Genomic DNA, 18,691 nt, shown 5'->3' with positions numbered 1-18,691 from the left:
GGACAGGTTTCCCTCTCAACGCAGCAGCAGGCGCTCCAGCTCCCCGGCACGTCGGCCCCGCACCTGCTCCGGGATGAAACCCTCTGATTCCCCGAGATTCAGGAGCACCGTCGCCCGCCACAGATCCACCGCACGGTCCCACAGCAGCTGGGCCGGCGTGGTCTCGCTGCGGTTTTCCGTGTGGACCGGAGCAGACCACAGATGTTCCGGCAGGTCCCGCCACTCCACGTCCAGGTGCACCGCAGAATGCTGAAAGAGGTTGTGCAGCGCCTGCGGCGGCAGGGTGGCCCCGTACCTGATGACCTCCACCGGGACGGTGCGCAGCTGCACATCCGGCCCCTCTCCCCCACGGAGTCGGTCGCACAGCTGCGCGAACTCCCGGGCCTGGTGGCCCAGCAGTGAGATCACCTCCGCCCGGCTGACACCCGGCAGGATGGTCACTGCCGGGTAGTCCCCCGCCCGCATCTGGTGGAGGACCCGGAGGAAGTTGGCGGTGGCCCGGCGGGCAAGGTGCAGGTCCCCCTGGATCCGCGGATCAGTCGCCAGATCCAGACGCTCAGCCATCCCGGATCAGCCCCTGCTGCCCGGCAGGTAGTGCCCGGTCTCCGGGAGGTAGGCCCGCTGGAACTGCAGACGTTCCACGATCGGGGCATCCGAGAAGCGGAACAGATCCAGCTGGGACTCCGAACGCAGCGACCAGGAGGCCCAGGAGGGGACGACGAAGAGATCCCCCTTGGTCAGGCGGGTGACCTCGCCGTTGAGTTCCACCTCGCCGGTGCCCTCGAAGACCTGCCAGACCGAGGACCCGACCTCCCGGCGCGGGGCGGTGCGGGTCTCCGGGCGCAGGCGGTGGAACTCGCAGCGGATCGTCGGCAGGACGTCCCCACCGTTGGTGGGGTTGGTGTACTTGATGGCCGCATGGCCGGGTTCGACGGTGGCCGGGTAGCCCTCGTCCTCCAGGGCGAGCTGGTCTGTCAGAGCCTGGTCGGTGTACTCCCAGCGGTAGGCCGCGACCGGGGTCGCCACGGTGGAATCCTGGTGGGACAGCGGGGTCAGACCCGGGTGGGCCCACATCCGCTCGGCCCGGGAGGTCGCGGGTGTCGCCTCGTCGGTGACCCGCTCGGAGCCGTACTCGAAGAAGCCGAAGTCCATGTCGTGGACGAAGGGGGCGTCGAGGCCGTCGATCCAGGCCATCGGGTGGTCGGTGTCATTGTGGTGGCCGTGGAAGGACCAGCCCGGGGTCAGCAGCAGGTCTCCGCGGCGCATGGCCACCGGATCGCCGTTGACCACGGTCCACACCCCCTCCCCCTCCACGACGAAACGGAAGGCGTTCTGGGAGTGCCGGTGCTCGGGTGCGGTCTCGCCGGGGCCCAGCCACTGGATTGCGGCCCACAGGGTCGGGGTGGCATACGCCGTGGGCGCCAGGCCCGGGTTCTTGAGGCCGATGGCCCGGCGTTCGCCGCCGCGGCCCACCGGGACGAGTTCCCCGGAGCGCTGCGCGATCTTCTTCAGCTTCGCCCACTCCCACACGTAGGGCACGGCCGCTGGTTTCGGGTGCCCGGGCATGAGGTCACTCGTCTGCGTCCACAGGGGTGCCGTCGAGTTGGCCTCGAAGTCGGCGTAGAGGGCGTCGAGTTCCGGGCTCGGTTCCGGCTGGTTGGGTGCGGAGGTGATCACGGTGGGCTGGTTCGACATGGAGGTGCTCCTTGTGGCTGTTGGGGGTTCTAGGCTTTGGCGGTGACGGGCCGGGTGGGCTCGGACTGCTCGACGACCGTGGCTGTGGTCTCAGCCTTTCCCGTGAACCGGCGGTTGCCCAGGGGGACGATCACGCCGGCCGCGATGATCATCGGAACGAGGAACAGGTAGTAGAGGGAGTCGGCGGTCCAGCCGCCGTCGAGAAGCGCTCCGACGATGATCGGAGAGAGGATGGCGCCGATGCGGCCGGCGCCGATGACGAAGCCGACGGCTGCGGCCCGGACCTCTGCGGCGTAGAACTGGGGGCCGAGGGCGAACAGTCCGGCCATGCAGGCGCTGGTGATGAAGCCGAGGAAAGCTGCGGCCGTGATCGCGGTGGACAGGGAGAACAGGCTGGAGGCGAAGGCCACGAAGCCGGCGCCGGCGAGCAGGAAGGCGACGATGAGGCTCCGCTGGACCGTGAAGCGGGCGGCGACGGGGCCGAAAAGGACCGCACCGAAGATGCCGCCGAGGCTGAACATCGTGCCGGCCAGCACACCGTTCTCATCGGAGAAGCCGCTGACCACGATCAGGCGCGGGGTCCAGGAGTTGGCGAAGTAGAAGCCTGCCATGAGCATGAAGAACGCGGTGCTGATGAGGAGCGTGATCAGACCGGAACGACCCGCGAAAATCTGTCCCCAGCGGCCGGCGACGGACACGGCGGTCCGGGCGGTAGGCAGCTCCGGGATGGCGGACTGCCCGATCCGGGCCAGGATCCCGTTGATCTTCGCCAGCGCATGGTTGGGCCGGCGGGTGACCAGGTAGTCGATGGACTCGGGCACGTAGCGCAGGATGAAGGGGACGAGCGCGATGTTGATCACTGCGCCCAGCAGGAAAATGGCGCGCCAGCCGAACTCGCTGAGCAGCAGGGCTGCCACGAGACCACCGAGGACACCGCCGATGGGCTGGCCTGCGGTGTAGAGGCTGAGGGAGATGGGTCGACGCTTCGCCGAGGAGTACTCCGCGACGACCACGTTCAGGCAGGCCTGGAGGGTACCGATGGCCACGCCGGTGAGGATGCGCAGGATCAGCAGCATCTCGTAGCTGGTGGACATCGCCGCCAGCCCCATGCCCACGGCGATGAGGACGGTGCACCAGAGGATGGTGGCGCGGCGGCCGACGATGTCCGCGATCTGCGAGACGAAGATTGAGCCGGCGGCCATGCCGAAGAGCGCGGCGCTGAGCAGCAGACCCAGCTGGGCACCGGAGAGGTCCCACTCGTTGCTGATGGAACTGGCGCTGAAGGCCATGGCCAGGACGTCGAAGCCGTCCGACATGTTCAGGGCGACACAGACGCCGATGATCCAGAGTTGGGCCCGTGACATCGGGGCCGCGTCAATGCGGTTTCTCAGATCCATGATGTTCCTACTTCGCGGTCTCGATGAGAACCTGGACGCCGGGTCGGTCGGCGTAGGCGATGGCGTTGCTGGCGGAGGCCACGACGGAGAGAGTGCCGATGCCCTCGATGGTCACGCTGACAGGGGATCCGTCCTGGATGGGGCCGACGCCGGCCGGGGTGCCGGTGACGATGACATCGCCGGGGCAGAGCGTCATGACGGAGCTGGCGTAGGCGATCAGCTGGGGCACGTCGAAGATGAGCTCGGAGGTGTTGGTGTCCTGGCGCAGCTCACCGTTGACGTGGCTCTGAAGTGCCAGGTTCCCGGCGTCGGGCAGCTCGTCGGTCCGCACGATCCAGGGGCCGATCGGGGTGAAGGTGTCGTAGGACTTGCGGGTGGAGCGGTCCTCGGTGGAACGCACGGTCATGTCCAGGGAGGCGGTGTAACCGAAGACGTGGTCGAGGGCGTCCTCGCGGGAGATGTGGCGGCCGCCGCGGCCGATGATCACGGCCAGTTCGCCCTCCTGGTCGGTGCGCTTGTCGTGGTAGGGGATCTCCACGGTGTCGCCCTCACCGATCACGGAGGTGTTCGCCTTGAGGAAGACACCGTACTCGGCGATGGTCTTCTGCTCGGACATCTCGATCTTGTGGTCGATGTAGTTCACCGGGGCAGCGATGATCTTGCCGGGGCGGGCGATCGGCGCGGCCAGCGGGGTCGAGGCGAGGTCGACCTGCCTGAACTGATCCAGCTGAAGGGAATCCAGGAAGGAGTCGATCGTCTCCTCCTCGAACAGCGGCAGCCAGGGGCCGCCGTGGCGGGCCGGGGGAAACGGGAGCGCGCCGGTGACGTCATATGCGCGGTCCGCCACGATGACCAGGGCCCGGTTGTCCTTCGTTGCTGCGATCTTCATTGTGTGCCTTTCGTGAAATGGTGATGTGGTGCTGGTGGTGCGGGGTGGACGGGATCAGGCATAGGCGGCCTGCCGGGTCCTGGTGCCTTCGTCGATGAGGGGCTGGATGCGGTCCAGGTAGATCCAGTCGGCGTAGTTGAAGAGGTTGAGGTCCTCGCGCTTGAGCAGCTCGTTGCGCATCAGACGGGAGCCGCCGTCGGCGTGGCAGATCTCGCCGAACAGACGCGCGCGGGTCTGGACTTCTCCGGTGCGGGGAACACGGATCTCGGTGAAGTCGGAGATCACCTGGGGCCACGGGGTGGCGGTGCCGGTGCTGTGGCGGCCGGCCAGGACCTCCAGGGTCTTGGCATCCTCGAGTGCCTGGCAGCAGCCCTGCGCCAGGTACTGGAGCATCGGGTGTGCGGCATCGCCGAGAAGAACGACGCGTCCCTCACCCCAGAAGTCGGCAGGCTCGCGGTCAAACAGCGGCCACCGGCGCTGGCGGCCGATGTGCTCGACCGAGTGGCGGACACGGGGATGGCAGTCGGCGAAGACGGCATCGAGTTCCTCGACGTCACCGAAGTTCTCCTCGCCGCGCAGGAATTTCTGCGACTCGAAGACGGCGACGATGTTGAGGACCGCGCCGGCGCGCAGACGGTACTGCACGAGGTGACAGCCGGGGCCTGCCCAGACCACGACGTCGTTGAGGTTCTGCTCGTCCGCGATGGCATCGGCCGGAACTGTTCCGCGATACGCAACATATCCGGAAGGGACGACCTCGTCGCCCACGAACTCCTTGCGGAGGTTGGAGTGCAGGCCGTCGGCGCCGATGACGACGTCCGCCTCAAAGCGGCGGCCGTCCGCGGTCTGCGCGACGGTCCCCTCCGGCCCCTCGGCGACTACCTCGATGCGGGTGTCGGTGAGCAGCTGGGTACCGGCCGCGCGGCAGGCGTCGAGAAGGATGGCGTGCAGGTCCGTGCGGTGGATGACGATGTAGGGCGCGCCGTAACGTTCCTGGAACTCCTCACCCAGGGACATGCGGGTGATCTCTTCGCCGGTGAGAGCGTCCTTCATGATGATGTTCTCGGGGTGGAAACCGATCTCGGAGACCTTGTCCAGCAGTCCCCAGCTGTCCAGGATCCGGATGGCGTTCGGTCCGAGCTGCAGCCCGGCGCCGACCTCCCCGAAGGCCTCCGCCTGTTCGGCGACGGTGGTCTCGTAGCCCACCTTGGACAGTGCCAGGGCGGTGGCGAGTCCGCCGATGCCGCCGCCTACGACGAGGGCGTTTTCTCTGTGAGCATTCTCTGTGTGAGCCATGACACGAAGGTATTGCCTTTGTGCACCATTACTCAATATGATTCCGCCATGCGCAACAAACCTCTGCCGGAACGCCCCCAGGGGGCGGTGGGATCCCTCGACCGCGGGCTGCAGCTGCTGCAGGTGATCAGGGACTACGGAAGCCTCCGCGTCACCGACGCCGCCGCCCAACTGGGGGTGTCACGTTCCAGTGCACACCGCCTCCTGCAGACCCTGGTCTTCCGGGGATTCGCCACCCAGGGCGATGACCACGTCTACTATCCGGGCAGTGCCCTGGACGCCAGCCCCGCCCGGCGCGCCTGGATCGGCGAATTCCGCCGGATCTGCGAACCGCACATGGAGGTGCTCGCCCGGCGGAGCAATGAATCGGCGAACCTGATGATCCGGGTCGGCGGCAACGTCCGATTCCTGCAGACGACGCGGGCGTCGACGAAGCACGCCACCAACGACCGCACCGGCATCGTCATGCCGGCCCGGGCTTCCTCAGGAGGCAAGGCACTGCTGGCGGAGCTGTCCGATGTGGAACTGGAGAAGCTCTACCGGGACCCGCTGCTGGGTGAGAACACCAATTATCTGGACGAGGATGGGTTCGCCATTCTCCAGGAACAGCTGGTCACCATCCGGGAGCGGGGTTTCGCCGTCAACTTCGAGGAGACGGAGCGGGGGGTGGCCGCTGTGGGTGTGGCTCTCCACGACGGGAAGCAGCGCGGCATCGGGGCGTTGACCGTGTCCACGCAGACCGCCCGTTTCAGCGGCCAGATCCGTGCCTCGCTGCTGGATCTCATCATGACGGCAAAACGGGAGATCGAGCAGGATCTCCAGTTGACCGACCTGGGATTCAGTTCACAGGTCTAGGAGGGCCACCCACCGTGCTCTCGATCACCCGGTGCACGCCCCACTCCAGTGGGCCGCGGCGCAACCGCCGGCGCCACAGCGAGGCGAAGATGAGCAGGACCACCAGCTGGATACCGAACATCCACAACCAGTTGGGTTCCGGGCTGATGGCCGTATCGAGGGGCGTGTACATGGTCCAGCCGAAGTCCGCCCCGGGCACCGGCTGGAACTGACCGTCGTAGACGGTGTGCAGGCTGACCAGGTTGTCCCGGTACCAACCGGTGACGAGCACATGGGTGACGTAGACGGTCAAGGACATCGCCCCCAGCGCCCGGAGCGGGTAGCTGATCCACACCACGGCACCCACCCGGCAGAGCAGCAGGCAGAGACCTGTGACCATCATCGCTGCCCCGGCTGAGCCGATGACGTCAAGCAGGCCACCGGTGTGCGGCCCACCCTGCAGGTAGGCGCCGATCGGGTTGAGGATGTCCCCGGGGCCGACACGGAAATCGGTGGCCTCGATGATCAGCTGCACGGCAGCAAGCAGGAGCAGGCCGATGCCCGCCAGCCACACCTGCCGGGTCACCGCTGCCCCGGTGAGCACCAGCCGGTGGATGAGCAGTCCCACCGTGAGGTAGGCCAGCCAGGCCAGAAGCGGGTAGGTGCCGGTGAGCAGGTCCGCCACGGCAGGATCCCCCCAGTTGACCACGTAGTACGTGTCCACCGCGATGAGCAGCGGCCCGGCCGCCACGAGCACCGCCAGCAGCACGGCCAGGCGGCGGGCCGACCAGGCCACCACGGGCAGGAGCAGGACATAACTCAGGCCGATGGCGGTGAGCACCTCCACGATCCCGGTCTGGACCACAGAGAGCAGCAGTCCGAACCCGACCAGGATCACCCCGCGCAGCAGGAGGCGGAAGCGGGTGTCCGGCAGGTCCGCAGGGGTCCGGGCGGAGATGATGCCCATGGACACGCCCGCGAGCACGGCGAAGAGCACGGAGGGGTAGCCACCGGTGACGGGATAACCCGGCCCGAGGTGTGCCGCCATCATGCCGATGACCGCCAGCGCGCGGGCCAGGTCGAGTCCGTGGATACGGGTCATGGACCCAGCTTAAACTCCCCCGCCCCGCCCCTCCGCCTCCGCGATGACAGGCACCGTCTTCAGCACGGAATCCGGGTTCAGCGACATCGAGTCAATGCCCTGTCCCACGAGGAAGGCCGCGAAATCCGGGTAATTGCTCGGACCCTGCCCGCACAGGCCGACGGTGATCCCGGAGGCATGGGCCCGGGCGATCACGTCGGCGATCATGCGGGTCACCGCCGGGTCGCGTTCATCGAAGCTGGCGGCGAGGATCTCCGAGTCCCGGTCCACCCCGAGGGTGAGCTGGGTCAGGTCGTTGGAGCCGATGGAGAAGCCGTCGAAAAGCGGGGCGAAGTCCTCGGCGAGGATGACGTTGGAGGGCACCTCGCACATCATGTACAGCTGCAGGCCGTTCTCCCCGCGGACCAGTCCGTGGGCCGCCATCACCGCGAGCACCCGCTCCGCCTCCGGCACGGTGCGCACGAACGGCACCATCACCGCCAGGTTGGTGAAACCCAGCTGCTCCCGCACCCGTTTCAGCGCCAGACACTCCAGCTCGAAGCCGTCGCGGTAGCGGTCATCGTCATAGCGCGAGGCGCCGCGGAAGCCGAGCATCGGGTTCTCCTCCACCGGTTCGAAGGCCCGCCCGCCCAGCAGGTGGGCGTACTCGTTGGTCTTGAAGTCACTGAGACGCACGATCACCGGGCGCGGGTAGTACGGTGCGCACAGTTTGCCCAGCCCGGTGGCCAGCCGGTCGATGAAGTACTCGCGCGGATCCGCATAACCGGCGGTCAGCCCCTGGATCTGCGCCAGCTCCTCCGCGGACTCCACCCGGTCCGGGTGCACCAGCGCCATGGGGTGGACCTTGATCACATCCGCGATGAGAAACTCCAGCCGGGCCAGACCCACCCCGGCCACCGGCAGGCGCCACCAGCGGAAGGCCGCCGCCGGGCTGGCCACGTTGACCATCACGTGGGTGCGGGTCTCCGGCAGGGTCTCCAGATCCACCTGCTCCGTGCTCCACCGCAGCTGCCCCTCGTAGACATGGCCCTGCTCGCCCTCGGCGCAGGACAGGGTGATCTGCTGGCCGTCGGTAAGCTCCTTCGTCGCGGTGCCCGCCCCGACGATGGCCGGGACCCCGAGCTCGCGGCTGATGATCGCCGCGTGGCTGGTCGGCCCGCCGTGATCGGTGATGATGCCCGCGGCCCGCTTCATCACCGGACCCCAGTCCGGATCCGTCATCTCCGCCACGAGGATCGACCCGTCGCGGAAATCACCGATGTCCGCCACACTGCGGATCACACACACCTCGCCGGAGATGATCGCGTCCCCGATCGCCGACCCGGAGAGCAGCCGCTTCCCGGTCTCCTCCAGGTGGTGGAGGGTGAATTCCGTGGCACTGCGCCGCGACTGCACCGTCTCCGGGCGCGCCTGCACGATGTAGAGTTCCCCGCTCAGCCCGTCCCGGGCCCACTCGATGTCCAGGGGCCGGCCGTAGTGTTCCTCCAGGATGACGGACCAGCGCGCGAGTTCGAGTACTTCCGGGTCGCTGAGCACCAGCGCGGAGCGTTCGCTTTCGGCAGTGTCCACCAGCTCCGTGCCGGCCCCGCCGCCCGAGCTGTAGACCAGCTTGACCTCCTTGGCACCGACGGTGCGCTCGATGATCGGGGCCAGGGATTCGTCGGCGAGCAGGGGCTTGTAGACGACGTATTTATCCGGGTCCACCGTCCCCTGCACCACCGTCTCCCCCAGCCCCCAGGTGGCGCTGATGACCGTCGTGTCCGGGAAACCGCTCTCCGTGTCCAGGGTGAACATCACCCCGGAGGCCCCCACATCGGAACGCACCATCAGCTGCACACCGACGGAGAGGGCGACCTGGAGATCATCGAAACCCTTCAGCGCCCGGTAGGTGATGGCCCGGTCCGTGAACAAGGAGGCGAAACAGTTCCGGCAGGCCTGCAGCAGTGCCGCCTCCCCCACCACATTGAGGAAGGTCTCCTGCTGCCCGGCGAAACTCGCCTCCGGCAGGTCCTCCGCCGTCGCACTGCTGCGCACGGCCACCGCCGGTGCCTCCCCGCCGCTGCGCCGGGCCAGGTCCCGGTAGGCCTCGGTGATGGCCTGCTCGACGGGCGCGGGGAGGGAGGCCTCGAGAAACTCACGCCGCAGGCCCTGCCCCGCCTTCTCCAGGGGTGCGCCCTCCTCCCGGAACCGGCGCAGCGTGTCCCGGATCCTGTGCTCCAGCATGTTCTCCTCGACGAAGAGCCGGTAGGCGTCAGCCGTCAGCGCGAAACCACCGGGAACCCGCACCCCCTTCTCCGAGAGCTGGCCGATCATCTCGCCCAGCGAGGCGTTCTTACCGCCCACCCGGGGAAGATCCCCCAGACTGATGTCCTCGAACCACAGGATGTACGACTGTTCCACCGGTGCCTCCACTGCCCACGGACTGCGCTTGATACGCACTTGATTCCGAGGTTACGCCCGGGGAGCAGCAGGTCAAGGCCTCAGCGCATCGATTCGGCATCCTTTGGGGCAGACCGGAACCCCGACACCGCCAGCAGGCCGATGACCAGGAAGACCACCGGCAGGAGCAGGGCGTTGCCCATCGCCGCCCCGAAGCTGAGGTTCTGGGTGCCCATCTGCATGACCGCACCCAGGGCCGCGGCACCGATCACGGCACCGACCTGGCGGGAGGTGTTGTACACGCCGGAACCCGCCCCCACCAGATCCGCGGGCAGATCGCGCAGGGAGATGGTGGAGTTCGGGGCCCAGCACATGGAGTTGGCGAAGCCGAGCGCGACCACCGGCAGCAGCATCCACCAGGGGTTCAGATCCAGGTGCATGAACACTCCGAAGAGCGTCATCGCGGCGATCATGGACAGGAAGCCGATCCTGGAGATGCGTCCCGGTGCCACCCGGTCGGTCATCCTGCCGATCACGGGCGCCATGAACACGGAGATCACGCCCATTGGCACGAGCATGAGCCCGGCGAGTTCGGAGGGCATGCCCTGGCCGATCTGGAGGTAGAGCATGATCGGCAGGTTGACCGAGTAGACGGTGAAACCGAGGGTGGCCACGGCGGTGATGCCGAGGGCGAAGTTGCGGTGGCGGAAGAGCTCGAGCGGGACAAGGGCGTCGGTGCCGCGGGCAGTGGCGGTGCGCTGCAGGCGGATGAACAGCCACAGGGCCGCCAGGCCCCCGGCGAGGATGAGCCACAGCCACCAGGTCCAGCCCAGTTCCGGACCCTGCTGCAGGGAGAAGACCACGCCGAGCACCGCGATGAGGGAGACCAGGCCACTGAGCAGGTCGATGCGGCTGGCCCCGGTGGGCAGACGCGGCACGAAGCGGGCCACCATGAGCAGGGAGACCAGGCCGAGGGGGACATAGAGGAAGAAGACCCAGCGCCAGCCGACGGTGCCCACGACCACGCCGCCGATGACGGGGCCGAAGAGTCCTGCGGAGCTGGCCACCGCGCTCCAGATGCCGGTGGCGGCACCGCGCCGGTCACGGGCGAAGATGCGGTGGATGATGCTCAACGGCTGCGGGTTGATCAGCGATCCACCCAGCCCCTGGACGGCGCGCAGGAAGATGAGCCACTCGATGGTGGGGGCCATGGAACAGGCCAGGGCGGCCAGCGTGAAGATCGCCATGCCCGCCAGGTAGACGTTGCGCTGTCCGAAACGGTCACCCAGCCGGCCGGTGATCAGCAGCGGGACGGCGAAGGTGAGCAGGTAGACCGCGGAGACCCAGACGACCTGGTTGATGCTGGCGTCGAGCTCCTCCCGGATGCGCGGCAGGGACACCGCCACCAGGGACTGGTCGAGCAGGGTGACGAAGAGTCCGATGCTCAGCGCGGCCAGCGCCCACCAGGCCTGTTTTTCCGGGATGGGCGTCTGCGCCTGAGTTCCTGGGGTCTTCCCCGTCACTTGGCGGTCTCCTGCGCCTGCGCTGCCTCGCGGAGGGTGGGGCGGGTGTCGGCAAGCGTCTCGCGGCCGAAGGACCACACCACCGCAGCGGCCAGGCCGATGCCGCCGCAGATGAGGAAGCCGGTGGTGAAGCCGTAGGTCTCGGCGACCGCACCGATGAGGATGGGGCCGGTGATGGCGCCGAAGTCCTGGGCCATCTGGAAGTTGGCGAGCACCTTGCCGCCGGAGCGCTGGTTGCCCACGACATCCGCGAGCACCGCCTGCTGCGCCGGATTGAGCATGCCCGCGCCCGCACCCGCCAGCGCGGAGACGACCAGCAGCAGCCAGAAACTGTCGGCGAAGCCCATCGAACCGGTGAAGATCGCGTTGACCACCAGGCCGGTGATGATGAGGGGTTTGCGTCCCACCGTGTCGGCCAGCCGTCCGGAGAACTGCAGCACCACGGCGTTGCCGGCGGCGAAGGTCGCCATGGCCAGGCCGGCGATGGCACCGCCGTGCTCAAAGACGACGGCCGCGAAGAGCGGCAGCGTGGCCACCCGGACACCGAAGTTGATCCAGCCGAAGGCGAAACCGGAGACCAGGGCCGAACGGTAGGCGCTGTCGCGGAAGGCCTCGCCGAAACGCATCGGCGGTTCCTCGGACCTGCGGCGGGAAATATCGTCCTGGCGCGGCATCTTCCACCACACCACGAAGGCGGCCAGGCCCACGGAGATGCCGTAGATGACGAAGGGGGCGCGCATGCCGATCATGGACAGCGCCGCTCCGACGACAGGGCCGATGATGTTGCCCACGAGGAAGGCCGTGCCGTAGACCGCGGAGGCCCGGCCGCGGATCTCCGGTGGGGCGAGCCGGACAATGAGCCCCATCGCGGAGACGGTGAACATCGTCGAACCGATGCCGGCGATGCCGCGCAACAGCAGGATGTGCCAGTACTCCTGGGCGGCGGCGACGGCGGCGGTGGTCACCGCGACCGTGATCAGGCCGGTGAGATAGACCCGGCGCGAGCCGAGTCTGTCGATGAGCCGGCCGGAGACCGGAGCGAACAGCAGCCGGGAGGCGGCGAAGATGGAGATGACCGCGCTGGCAGCGGCCATGGAGACGTCGAAGCTGACGGCGAATTGCGGGATGATCGGCGCCACGAGCCCGTATCCCAGGGCGATGATGAAGGCGGCCGCCACCAGGACCCAGATCTCCGTGGGGATCCTGTGCTGCACCTTTTGTTGATCTGTCATATCGCCATAAAGACTATCCGCTCCCCCGGCAAACAGCCATTATCGTATACTTGTTCGAGATATCGAACAGATGTGTCGTCCCCGAGTCCTAGGTTGTAGCCCATGAACATCAACCACCTGAACACCCCGCCCGCCGTCGCCGCCACCCTGCGCACCCGGGAGGCCGGGACGCTGCGTGACCTCCACTCCATCCTCCACCACCCCCGTTCCCTGGCCCGGCCCACCGCCAACTGGCGGCCACCGAGCAAGGCCCTGCCGGGCGGGGACCTGACCATGACGCTCACCCGCCGCCGCGTCGGCGAGCGCGCGAAGGCCCGGGTCCTCGGTTACGGCGGGGAACGCGAACCCGTCTACCTGATCACGCTCCGCATCACCGACCCGCACCGCACGATCGACCCCGTGCTCGCGGAAGGCTGGGTCCGGGCACTCGTCGACGATGAGCTCATCGACTCCGTCCACGAGGTCCCCAGCGGGCACGCCGCCACCTTCGTCTGGCTGGTCGACCGCCACTTCGTCCCCGTCCCCTCCCCTGCTTCCCTGTTCATCGGCTTCACGCAGGCGGCCTGAGTGGTGCCGCGTAGGATTCCGTGGAGACCCTGCGAGGACGAACCTGTGAGGGCAGCCCTGCGACGACCCTGCCCGCGGGTTTCCGGCGGACGGGGCGGAATGGACAGGCGGGCGCAGAAACTACAGCGCGGCGAGATAGCGGTAGATCAGCTCAAAGGGGGACGTGTCCATCGAGTTGACTGAACCGGCGATGAACGCCGAACGCGCAGGGCAGAAGAAGGCGAAGGCCCCGTGGACACCGGTGTGTCCCAGGATCAGCGGGGCCGGGACCAGCGGGCTCAGCGGCCGCGACATTCCCATCGCCATCATCCCTGCGCCGTAGCGCAGCGGCCGGTGCTGGATCCGACGCAGCACCGGGTCCTGGATATGCGCCAGGTCGAAGATCTCCCCGGTGTGGAAGGCCCGGATGAAGGTCATCAGGTCCCGCGCGGTGGACACCACCCCACCGGAGGCCGGTGAGCTGGACAGGTAACGCGAGGACCACACCGGGTGTTTCCGGGTGTGCACCTCCGCATAGTCGCGGATGCCCGGCACCACGAAGGTCGTGTGCTCCAGGCCGAGCGGAGTGATGATGTAGCGGTTGGCCAGCTCCTGGAAGGTCCGGCCCGTGGTGTGCTGCGCCACCTGGGACAGCAGCTCAGCGTTGAGGTCGGAGTAGTGTGCTCTCCGGCCCTGCCCCGGGGGGAATTTCGCTCCCGCGCGGGCGGCGATCTCCATCTGTTCGTCGACGGTGACCACCCGGTCCCAGTCCACGATCTGCTCCAGCATGCTGCGCCCGCCGGGATCCCGGGTGTCCTCCCAGCTGGCCAGACCTGAGGTGTGGTCGATGAGGTGCCGGACCGTCAGGTCGGCGCTGTAGTCCTCACCCCGGATGACGTGCAGTCCCTCCAGCGAACCTGAGGCCACCCGGGAGGCGATGAGACTGTCGTAGCTCAACCGGCCGGCGTCGATGAGGTGGAAGATGATGGCGTGGGTGAACAGCTTGCTCACCGAACCCGCGGCGAAACGCGCATCGGGGTCGAGTGCGCCGGTGGTGTGGGTGTGGCGCAGCGTGCCGTCGGCACTCTCGAGCGCCACGGCGACCTCACCCAGCCTCGGCAGCTGGTCGACCTTCGCGTCCACCGCCGCCAGGCGTTCCGCCAGCGGCGGCCTCTCACGTAGCCGGGAGACCCGCTCCCGGACCTGGGACAGCACCATCTGCGGTGTCAGTCACTCGTCGCGGACGTCGTCATCCTCATCTTCATCCAGGTCGTCCAAGTCATCCTCGTCGTCCACGGAGTCGTCGTCCTCCTCATCCGCGCCGTAGAGGTCGTAGACGTCAGGCTCCTCGAACTCGTCCTCATCGAAGGGGGCGAGCTGCTCCTCCCAGTCCTCGGCGTGGTCGGCGGCGAGCGAGATGACGTCGAAGAGGCGGTCGAAATCGGTGAACACCCCGAGGTCGAGGACCTCCTCGTTGGCGAACTCCACGTCGGCGGAGATGTCAGCGAACATCCGCTGGCGGTCCTCCTCGCTCAGCTGGGCCTCCCCGTCCGATTCCCACAGCTCGTCGATGGCCTCGTCGATGAGGCCCTCGAAGGAGTCTCCGGCGGCGACGAACTGGACGAGGGCACTGGGCACGCCGTCGAGGACCTCGACGAGGACCTGCAGCTCGGAGTTCTGGCCGACTTCGGCGCACACCAGGTTGGCGTTGACGGCATCCTGGTAGAACTCCAGGTCGCCGATGCGTTCGTCGGTGCCCTCCAGGAGGTCACGCAGCACGGTGACCACCTGGTCGGTGGCGACGTGTCGGGCGACGGTGTCCACGGCATCCTCGACGGAGAACACCACGGAGACGAGCACGGCCTCGAAGTTCTCGTCATCCTCGTCGACGTCGGCGGCGGCGATGTAGACATTCGCGGCCGGCATGTGGGGGTCGATCTCCTGGAACTGGATCTCCAGGTCAGAGGTGATGGGCACGGACATGGTGTCATCGTGTACCCGCGACTCGATTCCCTCAGTGTCCAGGGCGGTGGCAATGTCCTCGAAGAAGCTCATGAGTGTTAGGTGTCCTTCCATGTGAACCCGGTTCTCTTATCGACGACCGCCAACGGCAGGCAATCCGCAACCAGCCTAGCCCCGTGACCGGCGCCGCGCCGACAACCCGCCCGGGGCCGCCCGAATTCCCGCTGTCCGCCCGGCCGGAGCAGGCATACTGGCCCCACAGACCCCTCCCGACTGCCCTGGAGACGCCATGTTGCACACCGCCACCGGACTGCTGCTGGCGGGTGGTCTGGCCGCCGCCCGCCTCCACCACACCACCCGCAACTATTACCGGGGGCCGGTCCACAAGGCCTACGCCGCCGGCGTGAGGACCCACCGCCGGGAGATCCGCCCGGGCGCCGTCCTCCATTACGCCCGCACCAGCGGCACCGGCAGGCCCGGTCTGCTGCTCATTCCCGGGCAGGGGTCACTGTGGCACGACTACGCCAAAGTTCTGCCCGATCTCAGTGCGGATTTCGATGTCGTCGCCGTCGACGTCCACGGTCACGGCGGCTCCTCCCGGAACAGGGCGGACTACTGCGCGACCGTCATCGCCGCTGACCTCGTCCTGCTCGGCCGGGAGCTTTTCGACGCCCCCTTCCTCGTCGCCGGACACTCCTCCGGCGGGTTGATCGCCGTGCAGATGGCGGCCGGTCACCCGGGTGACATCGCAGGTGTGCTCATCGAGGATGCACCCTTCTTCGCCACCGACCCCAACCGTGTGCCGGGCACGTTCGTCGGACAGGATCTGGACCTGTTGGCCGGCTACCTCGCCCAGGCGGAGAAACCGGACGGGGAGGAGGACTATCTCGCCCACGCACTGCCCGGCGCCTACATCGGCACGCTCTTCGGCGACCTCTGGCCGTTCATCTCCGGGCGGGTCATCGCCCAGCGGCGGCAGCACCCGCAGGACCCCCCGAACATCTGGTACCTGGGCCCGGCGATCAACCGGATCTGGGAATCGATCTCCCATCCTTTTGACCGCTGGTGGTCACACGCCTTCTTCATCTCCCGGAGCTGGCACAGGAATTTCGATCAGGCCACCGCACTGCGCTCCGTCACCGCACCCACGACCTTCCTCAAGGCGGGCACCAGTTACGGCGCAGACGGGGTCCTGCTGGCCGCCCTCACCGACGAGGACCTGGCGCGGGTGGAGAAGCTGCTGGTGGATAACCGGACCGTCCACGTCAGAGCCGGGCATGACATCCACTTCGAGAAACCCGCTGTCTTCACCCGGGCGCTGCGCGAACTGGCGGAGCGGAGCAGGCACCGGTTGCGCTAGCGGCCCAGCTCGGCGCTGATGAGCAGTCCCAGCTCCGCGAGCAGCTCCGGGCGCCCGTTGCCCCATTCGGTCATGTCGTAGTCGACCCAGGCGCGCCGCTTGCGGGCCTTCGGGTCGAACTCCACGTGTGGGGGCGAGTCGAAGACCATGGTCGCCCGCGCCGGTGCGGTGTCGGTCGGGGGCCGGTAGGCGGGCCACTCCGCACCGGGACAACCGTGGTGGATGAACCGGCCCCAGTGGTGCTGCATCTCGTCGGTCAGCTCCGCCATGCCCTCCATCCCGCCGAAGCGGGAGAGCCCGGAGGTTCTCGACGCCCCCGGGTCCCCGAAGATCACCGACAGCTCCAGCGAGTGCATCGCCCCCAGGCCCAACCAGCGCAGGGCTGCCGGGGCGTAGTCGAAGCGGTACATCCAGGTCGGGGCGAGCGGGTTGTGGTCGGTGGCCAGACGCACGGACGGTGCCCAGAAGAGGGCGTCGGCAAGCAGGTCGGCGAACTGGGCGCGGTCGAGGGCCCCGTCATAGGCGGAGAGCACGAAGGATGCCTCCTCCGGGTCGAAGGCGCTGAGCAGCCGCATGGCGGCACGCGAGCGGGCGGAGTTACGCATGTAGAAGAACTTGGAGAAGCTCGCCTCATCCGAGTTCGTGCCCACCAGCATCGGCACCTGCATCTGCTGCCCGGCCTCGAAGACCTTCAGCGGGTGGTCGAGCAGCAGCGTGCCGTCGACCGTGGGCGCGTAGGTGGTGTTCAGGTGCTGCAGTTCCCGGCCGCGCCACATCATCGACTGTCCGGCGCGTACCAGGTCGTGGGGGTGTTCGGCACGCAGGTCCTTGAGTGTGGTCTGCCGCGGCAGGGCCATCTGGTAGACCAGCTCCCGGGCCCACAGGGTGGCCTGGGCGCGGGAGTGCACCATGGTCATCGGCGGGGACTGGACGATCGCCCGGTGGAAGAGTCCCTCGGCGGCGGGTACGGCCATGAGGGTGGCCACCGCCGCCCCACCGGCGGATTCCCCCATGAGGGTGACCTGGTCGGAGTCACCGCCGAACTGGGCGATGTTCGCCTGCACCCACTGCAGCGCCAGCAGCTGGTCGCGCAGGGCCGGGTTGGCCACACAGTCCTCGCCGAGGCTGCGCAGGTCCAGATAACCCAGCGCGCCGAGGCGGAAGTTCACGGAGACGTAGACGCAGTTGACGGCCGTGGCGAACTGGTAGCCGCGCAGCATCGGCTCGTGTGAGGAACCCATGATGAAGGAGCCGCCGTGGAGGTAGACCACCACGGGCAGTTCCTCGTCGGTGTCGGGGCGCACGATGTCCAGGTGGAGACAGTTCTCCGAGCCGATGACCCGGTCGGTCCACGAGTAGGTCGGTTGCGGGGCGACGGGACCGAAATTCGTCGCGTCGCGCACGCCGCGCCAGTGCCGGGGGCGGCGGGGGGCGCGGAAGCGGTTGTCACCGCCGGTGCTCGCTCCGAAGGGCACTCCGCGCCAGGTCCGGATTCCCAGCTGCTGGTCCACGAGCCCCCGCACCACCCCGGCGGTGGTGCGGACCTGAGGTCCGGGGATGTCAGACGTGCCCATACCCACTACGGTAGTGAGCTATGGTGAACTACGTCGACCGCGAAACCGTACTGTGTATCTCGCTGGCCGCCCGGCCCAGCAACCACGGGGTGCGGTTCCACAACTGGCTGTACCACGAGCTCGGCCTCAACTACCTCTACAAGGCGGTTGCCCCGACCGACATCACGGCGGCCGTCGCCGGCATCCGGGGGCTGGGGATCCGGGGGGCGGGTGTGTCCATGCCCTATAAGCAGGACGTCATCCCCCTGATCGACGAGCTCGACCCCTCCGCCGCACGCATCCAGGCGGTGAACACGATCGTCAACACCGACGGTGAACTCGTCGGATACAACACCGATTACGTGGCGGTGGCCTCCCTGCTGCAGAGCCATGGGGTGGACCCGGACCTGCCGGTCGCGGTGCGCGGTTCCGGTGGGATGGCCGGTGCGGTGGTCGCGGCCCTGGCCGACCACGGCATGACGGGCACCATCGTCGCCCGCAACGCCGAGACCGGCGCGGCCCTGGCCGAGCGCCACGACTGGGCCTATTCCGCGGAGGTGCCCGCCGAGGCCCGCCTGCTGGTCAACGTCACCCCGCTGGGCATGCACGGTTCCGAGGAACGCGTGCAGGCCTTCGCCGATGATTCGATCGCCGCGGCCGAGCTCGTCTTCGACGTCGTGGCCTATCCCGTGCGCACCCCGCTGATCGAGGCGGCCGAGCGACTGGGGGTGCCCACCATCAACGGCGGCGAAGTGGTGGCCCTCCAGGCCGCCGAGCAGTTCGTCCTCTACACCGGGGTGCGCCCCACGCAAAAGCAGGTCGAGGCGGCCGAGGCCTACGCCGACCGGGACTGAGGACAGCGGTGGCAGGGAACCATCCGCAGCTCCGGGGCGTTTATTCTGGAGTAGTTGAAAGGAGCAGCC

16 protein-coding genes are annotated in these 18,691 nt (G+C 68.0%); 4 read left to right on the top strand and 12 right to left on the bottom strand.

Going from position 1 to position 18,691, the window contains the following annotated elements; translation table 11 throughout:
- Window positions 1-15: 15 nt before the first annotated feature.
- The 5 genes from NYP18_RS04540 to NYP18_RS04520 are packed head-to-tail and all read right to left on the bottom strand — an operon-like array spanning window position 16 to window position 5,277.
- Entirely contained in the window at window positions 16-564 is a 549-nt protein-coding gene (locus NYP18_RS04540; protein ID WP_259426990.1) for a maleylpyruvate isomerase N-terminal domain-containing protein, read from the bottom strand.
- A 6-nt stretch (window positions 565-570) separates the two neighbouring features.
- Window positions 571-1,695 carry a cupin domain-containing protein gene (locus tag NYP18_RS04535; RefSeq protein ID WP_259426989.1) on the bottom strand — a complete coding sequence of 375 codons (1,125 nt, stop codon included), beginning with the start codon at window positions 1,693-1,695 and terminating at the stop codon, window positions 571-573.
- Between the two features lie 29 nt (window positions 1,696-1,724).
- Window positions 1,725-3,092 (bottom strand): MFS transporter, encoded by a 1,368-nt coding sequence (locus NYP18_RS04530; RefSeq protein WP_259426988.1) that lies wholly within the window; start codon window positions 3,090-3,092, stop codon window positions 1,725-1,727.
- A 7-nt stretch (window positions 3,093-3,099) separates the two neighbouring features.
- Window positions 3,100-3,981: a fumarylacetoacetate hydrolase family protein gene (locus NYP18_RS04525; RefSeq protein WP_259426987.1), complete on the bottom strand. Its 882-nt coding sequence runs from the start codon at window positions 3,979-3,981 to the stop codon at window positions 3,100-3,102.
- Window positions 3,982-4,035: 54 nt separating this feature from the next.
- Window positions 4,036-5,277 (bottom strand): FAD-dependent monooxygenase, encoded by a 1,242-nt coding sequence (locus NYP18_RS04520; RefSeq protein ID WP_259426986.1) that lies wholly within the window; start codon window positions 5,275-5,277, stop codon window positions 4,036-4,038.
- 48 nt (window positions 5,278-5,325) lie between these two features.
- On the opposite strand from NYP18_RS04520, the gene NYP18_RS04515 reads away from it, so the two are divergent.
- On the top strand, window positions 5,326-6,132 hold the full coding sequence (locus NYP18_RS04515; RefSeq protein WP_259426985.1) for an IclR family transcriptional regulator: 807 nt from the start codon (window positions 5,326-5,328) through the stop codon (window positions 6,130-6,132).
- Here NYP18_RS04515 and NYP18_RS04510 read toward each other — a convergent pair.
- The 4 genes from NYP18_RS04510 to NYP18_RS04495 form a co-directional block, all read right to left on the bottom strand.
- Entirely contained in the window at window positions 6,116-7,213 is a 1,098-nt protein-coding gene (locus tag NYP18_RS04510) for a DUF418 domain-containing protein (RefSeq protein WP_259426984.1), read from the bottom strand. The two genes, NYP18_RS04515 and NYP18_RS04510, sit on opposite strands and share 17 nt — an antisense overlap.
- A 9-nt stretch (window positions 7,214-7,222) precedes the next feature.
- Complete coding sequence (gene ppsA, locus NYP18_RS04505; protein ID WP_259426983.1) at window positions 7,223-9,613, bottom strand: phosphoenolpyruvate synthase; 2,391 nt, start codon at window positions 9,611-9,613, stop codon at window positions 7,223-7,225.
- A gap of 80 nt (window positions 9,614-9,693) precedes the next feature.
- A complete protein-coding gene (locus tag NYP18_RS04500) occupies window positions 9,694-11,115 on the bottom strand; it encodes a DHA2 family efflux MFS transporter permease subunit (protein WP_259426982.1) in 1,422 nt (473 codons plus the stop codon).
- Window positions 11,112-12,347 (bottom strand): MFS transporter, encoded by a 1,236-nt coding sequence (locus NYP18_RS04495; RefSeq protein ID WP_259426981.1) that lies wholly within the window; start codon window positions 12,345-12,347, stop codon window positions 11,112-11,114. Before NYP18_RS04495 ends, NYP18_RS04500 begins: the two co-directional genes overlap by 4 nt.
- A 102-nt stretch (window positions 12,348-12,449) precedes the next feature.
- Here NYP18_RS04495 and NYP18_RS04490 point away from each other — a divergent pair, with 102 nt between their 5' ends.
- Window positions 12,450-12,914, top strand: a complete 465-nt coding sequence (locus NYP18_RS04490) for a hypothetical protein (RefSeq protein WP_259426980.1) — start codon at window positions 12,450-12,452, stop codon at window positions 12,912-12,914.
- Window positions 12,915-13,034: 120 nt separating this feature from the next.
- On the opposite strand, the gene NYP18_RS04485 is transcribed toward NYP18_RS04490, so the two are convergent.
- Entirely contained in the window at window positions 13,035-14,111 is a 1,077-nt protein-coding gene (locus NYP18_RS04485) for a serine hydrolase domain-containing protein (protein WP_259426979.1), read from the bottom strand.
- Window positions 14,112-14,123: 12 nt separating this feature from the next.
- Complete coding sequence (locus NYP18_RS04480) at window positions 14,124-14,948, bottom strand: hypothetical protein (protein ID WP_259426978.1); 825 nt, start codon at window positions 14,946-14,948, stop codon at window positions 14,124-14,126.
- Window positions 14,949-15,144: 196 nt separating this feature from the next.
- Here NYP18_RS04480 and NYP18_RS04475 point away from each other — a divergent pair, with 196 nt between their 5' ends.
- On the top strand, window positions 15,145-16,215 hold the full coding sequence (locus tag NYP18_RS04475) for an alpha/beta fold hydrolase (RefSeq protein WP_259426977.1): 1,071 nt from the start codon (window positions 15,145-15,147) through the stop codon (window positions 16,213-16,215).
- On the opposite strand, the gene NYP18_RS04470 is transcribed toward NYP18_RS04475, so the two are convergent.
- Window positions 16,212-17,789 (bottom strand): carboxylesterase/lipase family protein, encoded by a 1,578-nt coding sequence (locus tag NYP18_RS04470; RefSeq protein ID WP_259426976.1) that lies wholly within the window; start codon window positions 17,787-17,789, stop codon window positions 16,212-16,214. The genes NYP18_RS04475 and NYP18_RS04470 overlap by 4 nt on opposite strands.
- A gap of 20 nt (window positions 17,790-17,809) precedes the next feature.
- Between NYP18_RS04470 and NYP18_RS04465 the strand changes: the two genes are divergently transcribed.
- On the top strand, window positions 17,810-18,622 hold the full coding sequence (locus tag NYP18_RS04465) for a shikimate 5-dehydrogenase (protein ID WP_259426975.1): 813 nt from the start codon (window positions 17,810-17,812) through the stop codon (window positions 18,620-18,622).
- Window positions 18,623-18,691: the final 69 nt, after the last annotated feature.

It is taken from the genome of Corynebacterium lemuris (genome assembly GCF_024919295.1).
In the GTDB taxonomy this organism is placed as follows: Bacteria; Actinomycetota; Actinomycetes; order Mycobacteriales; family Mycobacteriaceae; genus Corynebacterium; species Corynebacterium lemuris.
The sequence above is the reverse complement of the archived record's forward strand: the minus strand, read 5'-3'. Positions and strand labels throughout refer to the sequence as shown.

Bases quoted from the DNA above. Each gene is read 5' to 3' on its own strand.
- NYP18_RS04515 (WP_259426985.1), top strand. From the start codon at position 5,326: ATGCGCAACAAACCTCTGCCGGAACGCCCCCAGGGGGCGGTGGGATCC.
- NYP18_RS04520 (WP_259426986.1), bottom strand. From the start codon at position 5,277: ATGGCTCACACAGAGAATGCTCACAGAGAAAACGCCCTCGTCGTAGGC.
- NYP18_RS04510 (WP_259426984.1), bottom strand. From the start codon at position 7,213: ATGACCCGTATCCACGGACTCGACCTGGCCCGCGCGCTGGCGGTCATC.
- NYP18_RS04540 (WP_259426990.1), bottom strand. From the start codon at position 564: ATGGCTGAGCGTCTGGATCTGGCGACTGATCCGCGGATCCAGGGGGAC.
- NYP18_RS04530 (WP_259426988.1), bottom strand. From the start codon at position 3,092: ATGGATCTGAGAAACCGCATTGACGCGGCCCCGATGTCACGGGCCCAA.
- NYP18_RS04475 (WP_259426977.1), top strand. From the start codon at position 15,145: ATGTTGCACACCGCCACCGGACTGCTGCTGGCGGGTGGTCTGGCCGCC.
- NYP18_RS04495 (WP_259426981.1), bottom strand. From the start codon at position 12,347: ATGACAGATCAACAAAAGGTGCAGCACAGGATCCCCACGGAGATCTGG.
- NYP18_RS04465 (WP_259426975.1), top strand. From the start codon at position 17,810: ATGGTGAACTACGTCGACCGCGAAACCGTACTGTGTATCTCGCTGGCC.
- NYP18_RS04490 (WP_259426980.1), top strand. From the start codon at position 12,450: ATGAACATCAACCACCTGAACACCCCGCCCGCCGTCGCCGCCACCCTG.
- NYP18_RS04480 (WP_259426978.1), bottom strand. From the start codon at position 14,948: ATGAGCTTCTTCGAGGACATTGCCACCGCCCTGGACACTGAGGGAATC.
- NYP18_RS04535 (WP_259426989.1), bottom strand. From the start codon at position 1,695: ATGTCGAACCAGCCCACCGTGATCACCTCCGCACCCAACCAGCCGGAA.
- NYP18_RS04525 (WP_259426987.1), bottom strand. From the start codon at position 3,981: ATGAAGATCGCAGCAACGAAGGACAACCGGGCCCTGGTCATCGTGGCG.
- NYP18_RS04470 (WP_259426976.1), bottom strand. From the start codon at position 17,789: ATGGGCACGTCTGACATCCCCGGACCTCAGGTCCGCACCACCGCCGGG.
- NYP18_RS04485 (WP_259426979.1), bottom strand. From the start codon at position 14,111: ATGGTGCTGTCCCAGGTCCGGGAGCGGGTCTCCCGGCTACGTGAGAGG.